Below are 12,962 nucleotides of genomic sequence, written 5' to 3'. Positions count from 1 at the left end.
CGTTAGCAACGGATACATAAGACTCAGAGGCTATTGATTGATATCCAATTCATTATGGATCAATACCACGCACTGAGAAGCAAACAGCATCTTTGGCCCTAAACTGATCTTTTGCGCACCAAGTCGTTTCAAGGTATTAAAACTTTTCTTCGGCATAGGAATATGATCGGTCAGTAAAAAGCACGGATTACCCACAAATTCTTGCTCACGGATTGATGTACCCTTCTTATCCATCATAAACAATTGATAATCCACCGCGAGGTCCTGTACCAGCTTTTCAAAACTGATAGTGCTAACACTGATGCCCTCGTCAACAACACGGGTTTGCTCCTTCGTCATGCCCCGAGAAATATCTAAGGCTTTGGCAATTTTAGTGAGCAAAGCTTGCTCGTGAAAACCACCAATATGGCAAATATTTCGAGTATCGAAGCAAATAGTGCGGGAAAAATCATGGGTACTTTCTAGCACCAAATAAACGACAACATCGTTTCGATGGGACTGAGCCACAAAGATAGTGTTCATCAGGGTATGAGCTAAAATCTCGGTATGCGCCTCTTGGCCGACAGAAGCCAAAAACAACTGACTGTCAGTAGGTGCTGATCTTGCTCGTAAAACAAACGCGCGCATAGGTAAATGTCCTACTCAATAATGTCTTAAATGCTAAATGGCGGATGCATATAATTTGTGAAATTGACGATTTCGCCTTGAAAATTTTTGCCTTTTGCCTTTTGCTGTGCCAAAGCCAGCCTAATCACTCGAACTTGAACCTTAGTCGCAAGCAGCGTTAGTCATATCGGCAGCGAAAAGGTATAAAAAACAAAACCCGTATAGCAATGCTAACACTGGGTTTTGTTTTACTTAACTGCTGGTTATTTTAATGATTAAAACAAACTAACAAAAAGCATCTAATTTGATCGGTCTGAGAGGATTCGAACCTCAGACCCCTGACACTCTATAACAGTGAACCGCTTAATCATAACCTGCTAAATTTAAACATAAATTATGTGATTTTGCACGTTTTAATTACCTCGAAAATTTATGTACAGTTACACGCAAATGCGATATCAAGGCTACAAGTACAACAAATTGAGCGTATTCAAACAAAATAACATCCCATTAGTTGTAATCAATATCGAATAACAACCAATGGGATCTAGAGAATATCTACAATCCCTGCATTTTCCCGATTCAGCAATGTGCTCTGGCGTGGTGACCATACGTGCAGGAATCACTAAGCACATCACCGTTCATATAGATAATTCCAGTATCAGGATGTAGTTAAGGGGAGCCTTAACAGGCCAAGAAAGAACGAATATTGTTCCTCCACGACCCGATGGCTGGCAAACCACGTGGCCGCCGTGAGCTTCAGCAATTGTCTTAACCACTGCGAGACCGAGTCCACTGCCACCACTTTTTCGAGAGCGAGACGGATCAACTCGGCGAAATGCTTCGAATACGTAGCTTGCTGCCTCATCAGGGATACCAGGGCCTTCATCTTCGACGCAAAGATAATAGCTTGCCCCCGAGCGGTAAAATCGTACAGTCAAAGTGCCAGGTTCTGCATGCTGGCGCGCATTTTGAACTCGGTCAAAGTCAGATCCAGTGCCTGCTGCTGACCGTTACAGATTACGCTAGCCTCGTGACTGTCTAAGTCGATTTGGAACGGGCCGACGCGCAACATTTGGGTATTTATAGGCGTGTTAGTGCGATCGCGTCGCAATACCGCCTGCACCCTAGCCACCACCTCGGCCTATCGGCAAAAACGCTATCCTCATCGTCGAGTTCGCCCGCCAACTGCACGCCGAGGGCCATACGCTGATAGATGCTGCAGTGACCGCAGCACGCCTGCGTCTACGGCCAATTCTGATGACGTCACTGGCATTTACTCTCGGAGTGGTACCCTTAATGCTTGCGAGCGGCGCCAGCGCCGAAACTCAGCATGCAATCGGTACTGGCGTATTCGGTGGCATGCTCAGTGGTACCTTGCTGGCAATATTCTTCGTACCGGCGTTTTTTGTCTTTGTCATCGGCACACAAGAGCGCTTGAGTGCCTGGCTTGCGCGGCATAATACAGCCAAACAGCCTCAGGAAATGAGCTGACGCCTCGCTAATGCTCTGTAGGAGTTTCGTGACACGAGCCAACAGAGCACTAGCGCTAGCGCTAGTCAATATATCTGTCATCATTTAAAAAGCTGGAAATATAGGTTCAGTAATCACAATAGTTTCAGCTTATGAGGCACTTAATCAAGTCTGTGAACACTCCAATCAAATAGTAATGTAATGCCGAACTCGCCCACAGGGAACGATTAGCTTTATGGAAAAGTGAGTACTTTTAACCCATATACCACGCGATATAAAGAAGATGAAAACGATCGAAGAGTTAGCAAAATCCCTGATATCTAATTCTGCCGAAAAATAAAAAAAGAGAGGCTACATTAGCCTCTCAAAAAATAGCAGGGGAGTACTTTAACTCAAGCAATAATTTTATTCCTTATATTTACGATGAATAAAACTTGAGATGTTGTGAGAGACAATAACGAGTCTCTCACTGATTTAGCGTTACTTTGTATTTAGAGCATGTTTAGCAGCATTTGTCCCTGCGATTTTACCGAAAATCACAGTATCAGCGACAGCATTCCCCCCCAGTCGATTATACCCATGAACACCACCAGTCACCTCTCCCGCCGCAAATAAACCTTTAAGCGGTTGGCTTTGTATATCGAGTACTTCAGCTTTAGTGTCAATGGCAACTCCCCCCATAGTATGATGGATGCCAGGAGCAACTTTTACGGCATAATAAGGAGATTTTTCTATTGATAGCGGCATCTGCTCACGGTTAAATGCCTCATCTTTACCCTGTTTGAAATAATGGTTGTAGTTTGTGATAGTTTTGTCTAAAACACTTGGAGTCATTCCTGTTATTTTTGCAAGCTCTGCAACAGTATTGGCCTTTTCAAGCATTTCTAAATGATCATACCCCTGAACCATTTTAGCTTTTTTATATAATTCATTATCAAATACTAGCCAAGCATATTGTTCAGGCTGTTTTAGAATGGCATCGGAGGCTTTATCTCGAGTTGTTAATTCATTGATAAAGCGATCGCCTTCTTTATTAACCATTATGGCTCCGACACCTCGAACCGTTTCTGAAATTAATATACGGCTATCTTTTCCGACTGTTGGATGTGTCTGGATCCAATCAATATCAGTCATACTTGCACCGACTGCTTTAGCAAGTTCAATACCATCCCCAGTTGAAGTGATATTATTTGAACTTGTCATGCCTTTAAATGTAGGGCGATAAAAAGCAATCATTTCTTTGTTAAACCCATAACCACCTGTGGCTAAAACAACCGACTTAGCTGCAACCATATAGTGACCAGAGTGTTTACCGTGGATGACAACACCCACAATTTTTTGTTCATCATCAACAACCAATTTAACAACTTTGGAGTTGAGTCTTGTATCAACCCCTTCTTTATCCGATGCTTTTCTTAGTACATCAATAATATGTGGACCAACACTTAAACCACCAGATGGACGATGTGTTCTATCGACTCTAGCGCCGCCAGAGCGTTTTAAATCATCCATATTGGCGCCCAAAGATTCTAACCATTTAATGCCATCAGCCGATTGCTCCGCTAATATTTGTACCAATTTAGGGTCGTTAGCATATCGACCGCCTTTCATTGTATCTTCGACATACCATTCGATTTTATCATCGACTTTATGATCTTTTTGCTGAACTGTACCCACAGCATTATACCCGCCAGCGGCGAGCATAGAGTTACCACCACTAAATGGTGCTTTATCAAGCAATATAACGTTAGCCCCAGCCTTTTTAGCTGCAATCGCAGCATTAAATCCAGCACTACCGGCTCCAACAACAATCACATCCGTTGTTTCTTTAGGACCTGCAGCTATCGCTTTATTTATTGCTTCATTATCCCAACCTTTGTCCCACGGTTCTTTAGATTTGGCTTTATTAAAAGGCATGTCGAGCCCTTTAAATGAATGACATTCATTACAATATAACTTTGGTTGTTCATGTCCTTTATGACAAGACGTACAATTAATATCACCTAAGTGTGAAGAATGTGGGTCAATTTCTAGTTTGGGATTTGCTAGTTTTCCATAATCACCATGGCAGGATTTACATTGTTTATTTTCAAATGTCTCGCTATCGCTCACTTTATTGGGTGCTGTATGGCAGGTTTTACAACCATTAACATCTTTATGGAATGATGCTAAATCATTTTTATTATCAGCAGCCCATGATGACGCCGTTAAAATCGAACAGACAATAATACTCAAGTATTTTATCCTCATGCAATTCTCCAGTTTTTATTTTGGTAAGATTTGGCGTGATGATAGTTTCTTAATTTTTTTAAATAGTGACATTGAGCAATAAATTGAAATTATTAAATATAACTTAACACACTTTAAGTTATGCTTAACTCGATATTTTTGTTGATTAGATGTGTTCTAAAGCGGAGATGTGTTTGCTTAAATCTCTAATATGGCATTGCTTTTACATTCTAAAAAGGTGATGTCGATGAAAAACACTAAATATATTGGTTTTAGTTTAATTTTAATTTGTTCAACTCCAGCTTTATCTGAGCCACTAGATTTTTATGGAAGACTGTGGCTTGGTGTGGCCAACTCAAGTAATGGTCTTTCTGGTAACGAAAAAGTTGATGGATTTTCCCTTGAAAATTATGCATCATATTTAGGCGTTAAAGGTGAGTATAGTGTATATGATAATTTTAGCTTGTTATATAAATTTGAAGCAGGGATAGAAAGCTTTGATAACGATGATTCTAATATTTTCAAACCGAGAAACTCATACTTAGGTTTTAAAACTAACTATGGTTCAGCTGTTTTCGGAAGAAATGATACCGTTTTTAAAAGTGCTGAAGGTAAAGTGGATTTATTTAATATTACCTCAAGCGATATGAATATGATCATTGCAGGTAACGATAGATTAGGCGATTCGGTAACATTAAATAGCGCTAAGGTCGCAGGTGTTACTATGGGTATTAGTTATGTTTTTGAAAAGGATTTTAATCAAAAAAATCCAGAACTTTCTGATAAACAAAACAATTATGCAATTAGTTTTTCCCTAGGCGATGCTGCATTTAAAAAGAATAGTCACTATATTTCAATAGCCTATGCTGATGGATTGAACCAGTTAGAGGCAACAAGACTGGTGGGTGGTGTTGCTATTTCATCCGTAAAATTGGGGGCTATGTACCAGCGCTCTGAGTCAAGTATTTATGATAATATTAAAGGTAACTCCTACCTGTTAAGTATGGTTGTTCCTATTAATAAATATGATATAAAATTTCAATATTTAAAAGATGATGCTGGGCTGGGTAAAGTGACAAAAAATGCCGGAGCAGATCTAAAAACACTAAGAGAGAGTGATGCAAGTCAATATTCAGTAGGCGTTGATTTTAAGGCTCAAAAGGATTTGACTTTTGGGGTAGGTATTTCCTATTTTGATGGTGACTATACTGACGTCAAAGGACATACTGAGTTTGATGACACTCTCATTTTTGTATCTACAAGATATCTATTTTAACCTCTATAGATAAAGCGGCTAAATAGCCGCTTTATAAAAATCAGATATTTATCATGTTAATTATTTATCGTTTTAAACTATTATACTGTTAGTATAACTGATTTCCCCCTCGCGGAGCATTTGATGCGGATAACATTAAGACAATTGATGATCTTTAAAGCCATACATTCTGAGAGGCAGATCTCAAAAGCGGCAAAAGTACTTCATATGTCAACGCCTGCTGTAAGTATGGCACTTAAAGAATTAGAAAGTTCTTTAGGCTGCAGATTATTTGAGCGAGTGGCGGGAGGTTTGGTTGTAAATGCGCATGGAGAAATAATATTACCTTATGCTAATGAAATGCTATCCAAGGGAAAAGAGTTAGAAAATATATTTTCATTCCCTGAACATGGCATTAAGGGGACGTTAACCATTGGGAGCAGTAAGACTGCTGGTAACTATGTATTATCTAAAAAAATTCCATTATTTAAGAACCAATATCCCGATGTAAAAATAAAACTAGTCATTGATAATAGTTTAGTTATTGAAAAAATGGTTTCAGAAAAAGAACTAGACTTAGGCTTTATTGATGCTAAACCCGCGAGTAAAAATCTCATTTGTGAGCATTGGTTACAAGATAATCTTTGCATTGTGAGTGGCGTAACTCATCCTGCTGCAAATGGTTTAAATACAAAATCTTGGCTTAGTGAACAATTGTGGATATTCGACCATGAATCATCGTTCTCTCGAATTCGTGCAATTCAGTTATTAAAAAGCTTAAATATCCACGTTCGTGATGAAATCTGCATGTCAACCATTGGCTCTATTAAAAGGGCAATTGGAACAGGTATAGGTTTGAGTGTATTACCCCTATTAGCGATTGACGCTGAATTAGCAAGAAAAGACCTTATTTTATTACCTGTGGATGGGTGGGATTATAAACGAACTTATTGGTCAATTCAGCGTGAAGGAGAAGAATTATCTGCATTAAGCATGAGTTTCCTAGCCTTTAGTAAGCTACTGTAAAATAATGTATACCAGCTATTCTTACTAGGTGAATTTAATTGATATCATCAGATCTTGGAATAGGATTTTTTTTAGTCTTTTTACTATGTGGTTTATTTTATACACACACATCCTCTATTACACTTTTTAAGCAATTTTATCGTATTTTTCCACTGATGCTAATGTGCTACACCTTACCTGCCATCTTTAGCTCGCTAAATATTATTGATGCAAGTCATAGTCAACTTAGCGAAATGGCAAAAACACACTTAATGCCCGGTTGTTTATTTTTGCTGATTTTAGGTACCGATTTCTTTGCTCTCAGTTTAGTGGGAAAAAAACTTCTCAGTATGTACGTGCTAGGTGCTGTGAGCATCTGTATTGGCGGTCCATTAAGCCTATGGTTAGGCTCTATATTTTTTCCGAACGAACTCGTCTGGCAGGGAGATAATGCTGCCTGGAAAGGCATGTCAACACTGATGGCAAACTGGCTTGGCGGAACCGCCAATCAATTGGCTGTAAAAGAAATCCACAGTGTCGGTGATGCCGTATTTGCGGTAATGATGGCTATTAATATTCTTTTTTCCGGTATATGGATGGTTATATTACTTTTCATTGCAGAACGCCAAGATAAAATCGATGATTTCTTGAAAGCTGATAAAAGCTATAGACCGATATTTTGCACTGACATCAAACGTAAAGTGATAGGAAAACAAACAAGCTATTATTGGATTCTGATATTGAGCTTGACTTTTTTCATTGTAATTTTCTTCAGTGAAAAATTATCATCCTTCCTTGCAACAAGAATCGCTAATAGTTTCCCACACTTATTTAAATACAATCTTACTTCTGAATTTTTTTGGTCAGTATTAATTGCAACTTTTTTAGGATTATTATTTTCATTAACAAATGCAAGACATGTGTTAGTCAAGGAAACTCAGCAGGCAGCTCTTTTTTTTATCTATATCATGATAATGTTGATGGGGTTGAACTTTGATATTAGCGCATTGAGCGCCGCGCCCTATTACGTTTGTATCGCTCTTATTTGGTTCTCTATACACATTATTATCTTATTTATTTTTACTGTATTTTTTCGATTACCTATCATGTACTTCGCGATCGCGAGTCAGTGTAATATTGGTGGTGCGGCTTCTGCACCAGTTATCGCCAGCGCTTTTCACCCAAGGCTGGCTTCCGCTGCTTTATTGATGGCAGTTTGGGGTTATACTTGGGCGTCTTTGTTGGCGTGGTATTTGGGTTTTTTAATGCAGTTTATTCAACCATAAGATGGGAACAAAAGTGTGTCCAACTAATTTTTTGCTCCCAATAAATGCCACTTCTGAATCTTCAAAGCATTACCCAAAGCTTTCAGAAAATTTCTATTTAACAATACAACTTATACATCCCCCCTATCAATCAAACCTCGGGGTGATTCAACACTGTGATAAAGTCGCAGCTACGCTGCAGCCTGCCCATATTTGTTATGTTTTTTCATGATTCAAACTGGAGACACTTTACCATACATATACTTCAGTCTTTTGGTATGACTAAAATGAATTTAAAAATCGCACTAAAATAAAAAAGCCTGCAAACGATTAAGTTTGCAGGCTTTTTAACTCTTATAAAAAGAGGAATTTGGTCGGTATGAGAGGATTCGAACCTCCGACCCCTGACACCCCATGACAGTGAATCACTAAATCATAACCAACTGAATCTAAACATAAATTATGTAATTTTTCACGTTTTAATTACCCTAATAATTTATGTGCATTTACATGCAAATGCGAAATGTGCAGCCTGTGTATTCAATAGCTTACACTGTATTTGACCGTATAATTTGCACTATTTTTAGCACTAGTAAATCTAATCTGTTTTTTAAATGAATATTTCATGCTGGAAATATGAACAGCGAACGAATTATTTGCAAGCATACCTAGCCTGATGACTTTATTCAGGCCAACCTCTCACCAACTTTATCTAAGAGCATAATAAAGTTTGATCAAAAATTAGATTGCTATGAAGTGCCGCAACACACTAGTTTGATAAATTATCCGTAAAAGAAACCATTCTTCTGAGTTGAATTTGGGCACAAGTATAAAACCTACTGAAACAGAGCTTTGTTGATTTCAATCACCGTTACCCCCCAACACCATTTGTACAAGACAGCGCACTACATGCAGCGCAACTCATATGATCACGATAATGTTGGTCGAAGAACTTAATCGTTCTGGTCTCTAAAGAATCATATAATTCTGGGGTTAAGGGCATTTTCCACTTATATTGCCCCATCAATTTAGCCAAATGTCGGTAACAGGTTTCGCGACGATTAGAAAGGTATTCTGGCGCGATAAGCTGGCTCTCAAATTGAGTTAACGCCCCGGTTAAATAAAAGGTGATACCCTGTACTAACTCCTTTACCTGTAATGGTGTCGCCTCTAATTCCCCTTTTTCTACTGCTAGATTGAGCGAGTCAGTAAACCAGCCCCAGAACGCATTAATGCGCTTTTTAAAGCGTTCGACTTTTTCATCACTAGCAAGTTGCCATACCATGGTATTAACAGAAACAGAACGTAACGTTGCAAAGCTTTTGCTGCGTTTTATCGTTTCAAAGGTAAATAGAATTGGCAACAATACTCGTTCTTTAGCCGTTAATTCAGGATTTTTATTAATAAAAATTGGCAAGTGATTAGAGGTTGCACTTCTTAGAAACAGACAAACTAAAACGTCTTCTTTACGTTCAAAAAATTTGTACAAGGTACCAGTAGAACAACCGACTTCTTTGGCCAGTTGAGAAAACTTAAAAGAGACGATACCTTGCGACTCAATCAACAGCTCAGCTGCATCCAGTATTTGATTGCACCTTAAAATAGATAGTGTGTCAGAAGGACATTTCATGCACTAAACCCGAATAAAACGCTAAGTAAGCGTGAATTATGCGTTGTTAACTTATGCCTGTTATAGGGTAAGGATGACTAATCGGGATAAAGCTCACGCAAGTGAGCATTTTATTTATGTTCTTTGTGAGTTACCTCAAGCATACATTGCAACAACAAGTTTTTTTCAAAGATTAAAATCCCTTCACTTACATTTTTGTTGCAAAAAACTTTCATTTTCAAAAAAGATTATTCTAGACATAACTCACGAATAAGTTTGCCACTCCAAAAAAGCCGTGACTTAGTTCACCTTTAGCCTGCCCCATAGCCTCTATCTTGCTTGCATACTGAAGTAGAGGGTGAACAACATGCATAATAGAAGAAACTTTTTAAAACTGGGTGCAGGTGCAGCTATTGGCGGTATTGCAGCCGCACTGCCAAGTGCTGCATCAGCTAATGAGTGCGCATCAAACATAAAATGGGATGAAACACGCGATGTTATCGTCGTGGGTTCAGGTTTCGCGGGTTTATCTGCTTCACTCAATTCTAAACGCCAAGGTCTTGGTTCCGTACTTGTATTGGAAAAAATGCAAGTCATTGGCGGTAACTCTGCGATTAATGGCGGTTGGCTAGCCATTCCCAAAAATCCAATCCAATTAGCCCAAGGCATTCAAGATGATTCGCCAGAGGAACTGGTTAAAGATCAGATCATTTCTGGCCGCGGTATGCAAAATACTGACATGTTGCGCCAAATGGCTAATCGCGCACTGGATGCCTATGACCTGTGTATTAATGCAGGGGTAAAGTTTCGCGAAGGATTTAACCAGCAAGTGGGTGGACATAATAAAGCACGAGCGATTCGTACCCAACACGGTGTGGGCGGCGATATCACCACTAAACTTTATGAAGTGGGTAAAAAAGAAGGAGTTGAATATCGTCTTCAACACTATGTTGAAGATTTCATAATGGATGGTCAGGAAATTATCGGCCTCAAAGTTCGCCAAAATTATCGTTTCCCCGATCTCAAAACCGGCAAAACAATCTATATCAAAGCTAACAAGGCCGTTATCCTTGCCCACGGTGGTTTTTCTCGAAATTTAAAACTGCGTGAGCTGGTTGATCCATCGCTTGATAAGACACTTGATTGCACCAATGCGCTAGGAGCGACTGGAGAAGTCACCCTTACAGCCATGGCACACGGTGCACTGCCTATACATATGAGCTTTATTCAAACTGGCCACTGGGGTTCGCCTGATGAAGGCGGCTTCGGTTGGTCAAATGCGTTACTGTCGATTGGTTTCCATAAGGGCATTTCCGTCAATGTTCTTGATGGTAAACGGTTTATGAATGAACGTGCCGACAGAAAAACCTGCTCTGACGCCATAATGAAAAACCGTAATGCAGATGGTTCCCCCGCTTATCCTGTCGTGTTTTTTAATCATGATGACCATGTTGGCGATGAACGCGTCACCCGTGCCGTGCGTGACCAAATTGCCTGGAAAGTTGATAGCCTAGAGCAATTAGCTAAGCAGTTTAATCTCCCACTAAATGAGTTAAAACAAACCGTTACTGAGTACAACCAACAAGTACCTAAAGGTGTTGATCCACTCTTTGGCCGCATGATGGATACGGCTGTACAGCTAAAACCTCCCTTTATTGTCTCGCGGATCTGGCCAAAAGTGCATTACTGCATGGGAGGATTAAAAACCGATTTAGGTGCCCGTGTTATGCACAGTCAATCGTTAACGACAATTAAGAAACTGTATGCAGTTGGCGAAGCGACCGGTGGTACACATGGTGGAACACGTTTAAGTTCAACGGCATGCCTAGAGTGCTTGACGATGGGAATTATCGTATCTGAAACCATCAAATCTGACATGCAGGCTTAAATATTATGAATAAATTACTACTCACACTCCTTATTGGATTCGTATTTGCTGGCAATGTAAACGCCGGAGAGCTGGTCAAAATGAAAGGCAGTACTCAAGGCCGAGTAAATCATGAGTCTCTCTATCAAGAAGGCTGTAAAAGCTGTCACCAAGGTTCTGGTAAGCAAAATGCTACCGACGCTGCGTGCGTTGAATGTCACGGTGACATAACCAGTATCCCCGTTGACGAGAAAAAGCTACCGATCCCAGAAGCTCATCCGCACAAATCGTTGCACTACAACGAAGGTGCAAGCTGCTTAGCCTGCCACGCTGAACACGAAAAAAAGGCCCCAGTTTGTGCTGAATGCCACCGTACTTGGTTCAAAGAAATGTAAATTAATTATTAAAATTCAAATACTAAAATAAAAGGTAACGATGATGAAACAATCCACTCGGTTTATGCTGTCCATGGTTGCAACTGCAATGGCCATGTCGAGTTCAGCCGCTTTTGCTGCAGAACAACAAGAAGATGGTATTAACGTTGGCGGTGCAGTGCGTGTTAACTATGGTTATAAAGATTATGACAAAGCCTCAAAAGACAAAGGCGGCGATTTTAATTTTGATATGGCCGCAATTAAATTTGATGGTAAAAAAGGCGACTTCGGTTTAGCCGCAGAATACCGTTTTACTTCAGGCACTAACTATATTAAGTACGGTTATGGTTACTACAACATTGATCCAGACTGGCAACTGCAATTTGGTATCAACAAGGTACCCTTTGGTAATCGCGAGTTTATTTCTAACAGTTGGTGGTTTGGTCTACCTTACTACTTAGGTTTTGAGGATGATCATGATATCGGTCTTAAAGCCACTTACGAAAAAAATGGCTGGCATACTGATTTAGCCTTTTACAAAAATGCTGAATATGGTGCGACCGAGAACAAGCGTTATTCGACCGATTTGTATTCCGGTACCATCAATGGCACTGAGTATCACAATGAAGAGACTAACCAGTTAAACGTGCGCCAAACTTATACAACAGAATACGAAGGTGGCTCGACTACCTTTGGTGGCTCTGTGCAGTATGGCCAAATCTACAACAACGAGACGGGCAACAATGGCGATCGCTATGCCGTAGCATTGCATTTAGACAGCAGCTACAAAGGCTGGAATTTACAAATGCAAGCCATGCAATATGAATACGATGCTGCAGATGCTATCGACTCCAATAAAATTGGCGTGTCAGTAGTGAGCTGGCAGTATGAAATTGCTTCTAAGGGCCAAGCCTATAACATCAACATTGCCAAAACCGTGAACACAGATTGGGGTAGCATTAAGTTCTACAACGACTTTGGTTTAATGACGCCAGATGTTGATGATGATAGCTACGATAACAGTATGCAAAACGTCACTGGTATGGCGATTTCTGCAGGTCCTACCTACACAATGATCGACTTTGTTATGGGTAAAAATATGACCTTCTCTACTGCCAATAACGACCATGTTGGATTACCGGAAGTCGGTAATGATTGGGATAAACGCATTAACATCAACTTTGGCTATTATTTCTAACTCTCCATTCTAAATCTTGTTTGTAATAATCAAGTCGATCGGAACGTTCCTGCGGTTTTGATCGACCCTTCTTTTTATGCC

Annotated in this window: 11 protein-coding genes and 1 pseudogene; 7 read left to right on the top strand and 5 right to left on the bottom strand. The window is 39.9% G+C overall.

Annotated elements, in window-relative coordinates:
* Positions 1-30: 30 nt before the first annotated feature.
* The 3 genes from trmY to HQQ92_RS07960 form a co-directional block, all read right to left on the bottom strand.
* Positions 31-627, bottom strand: a complete 597-nt coding sequence (gene trmY, locus HQQ92_RS07970; protein ID WP_028759682.1) for a tRNA (pseudouridine(54)-N(1))-methyltransferase TrmY — start codon at positions 625-627, stop codon at positions 31-33.
* 620 nt (positions 628-1,247) lie between these two features.
* Complete coding sequence (locus HQQ92_RS07965; protein ID WP_249195629.1) at positions 1,248-1,547, bottom strand: ATP-binding protein; 300 nt, start codon at positions 1,545-1,547, stop codon at positions 1,248-1,250.
* The gene (locus tag HQQ92_RS07960; protein ID WP_249195628.1) at positions 1,544-1,741 is read right to left on the bottom strand and encodes a hypothetical protein; all 198 of its coding nucleotides are present in this window, start codon (positions 1,739-1,741) and stop codon (positions 1,544-1,546) included. Before HQQ92_RS07960 ends, HQQ92_RS07965 begins: the two co-directional genes overlap by 4 nt.
* Positions 1,742-1,758: 17 nt before the next feature.
* On the opposite strand from HQQ92_RS07960, the pseudogene HQQ92_RS07955 reads away from it, so the two are divergent.
* A pseudogene (locus tag HQQ92_RS07955) lies at positions 1,759-2,100 on the top strand (efflux RND transporter permease subunit); the annotation flags it as partial.
* A 459-nt stretch (positions 2,101-2,559) separates the two neighbouring features.
* Here the strand turns inward: HQQ92_RS07955 and HQQ92_RS07950 are convergent.
* On the bottom strand, positions 2,560-4,329 hold the full coding sequence (locus HQQ92_RS07950) for a flavocytochrome c (RefSeq protein WP_173244433.1): 1,770 nt from the start codon (positions 4,327-4,329) through the stop codon (positions 2,560-2,562).
* A 226-nt stretch (positions 4,330-4,555) separates the two neighbouring features.
* On the opposite strand from HQQ92_RS07950, the gene HQQ92_RS07945 reads away from it, so the two are divergent.
* From HQQ92_RS07945 to HQQ92_RS07935, 3 genes are all read left to right on the top strand, one after another.
* Positions 4,556-5,584, top strand: a complete 1,029-nt coding sequence (locus HQQ92_RS07945) for a porin (RefSeq protein WP_028759679.1) — start codon at positions 4,556-4,558, stop codon at positions 5,582-5,584.
* Positions 5,585-5,707: 123 nt separating this feature from the next.
* Positions 5,708-6,589, top strand: a complete 882-nt coding sequence (locus HQQ92_RS07940; protein ID WP_028759678.1) for a LysR family transcriptional regulator — start codon at positions 5,708-5,710, stop codon at positions 6,587-6,589.
* 38 nt (positions 6,590-6,627) lie between these two features.
* Positions 6,628-7,854 (top strand): DUF819 domain-containing protein, encoded by a 1,227-nt coding sequence (locus tag HQQ92_RS07935; protein WP_173244429.1) that lies wholly within the window; start codon positions 6,628-6,630, stop codon positions 7,852-7,854.
* Positions 7,855-8,704: 850 nt separating this feature from the next.
* Here HQQ92_RS07935 and HQQ92_RS07930 read toward each other — a convergent pair.
* Positions 8,705-9,463 (bottom strand): TetR/AcrR family transcriptional regulator, encoded by a 759-nt coding sequence (locus HQQ92_RS07930; protein ID WP_173244425.1) that lies wholly within the window; start codon positions 9,461-9,463, stop codon positions 8,705-8,707.
* A gap of 346 nt (positions 9,464-9,809) precedes the next feature.
* Here HQQ92_RS07930 and HQQ92_RS07925 point away from each other — a divergent pair, with 346 nt between their 5' ends.
* The 3 genes from HQQ92_RS07925 to HQQ92_RS07915 are packed head-to-tail and all read left to right on the top strand — an operon-like array spanning position 9,810 to position 12,881.
* Positions 9,810-11,330, top strand: coding sequence for a flavocytochrome c (locus tag HQQ92_RS07925; RefSeq protein WP_173244422.1), 1,521 nt, complete (start codon positions 9,810-9,812; stop codon positions 11,328-11,330).
* Between the two features lie 5 nt (positions 11,331-11,335).
* Complete coding sequence (locus HQQ92_RS07920) at positions 11,336-11,704, top strand: cytochrome c3 family protein (RefSeq protein ID WP_012089430.1); 369 nt, start codon at positions 11,336-11,338, stop codon at positions 11,702-11,704.
* A 40-nt stretch (positions 11,705-11,744) separates the two neighbouring features.
* Complete coding sequence (locus tag HQQ92_RS07915; RefSeq protein ID WP_173244419.1) at positions 11,745-12,881, top strand: hypothetical protein; 1,137 nt, start codon at positions 11,745-11,747, stop codon at positions 12,879-12,881.
* The last annotated feature ends 81 nt before the right edge of the window (positions 12,882-12,962 follow it).

It is taken from the genome of Shewanella sp. DC2-4 (genome assembly GCF_013248875.1).
In the GTDB taxonomy this organism is placed as follows: domain Bacteria; phylum Pseudomonadota; class Gammaproteobacteria; order Enterobacterales; family Shewanellaceae; genus Shewanella; species Shewanella oncorhynchi.
Note: the sequence above shows the minus strand (reverse complement) of the source record. Positions and strands in the feature narration are given on the sequence as shown.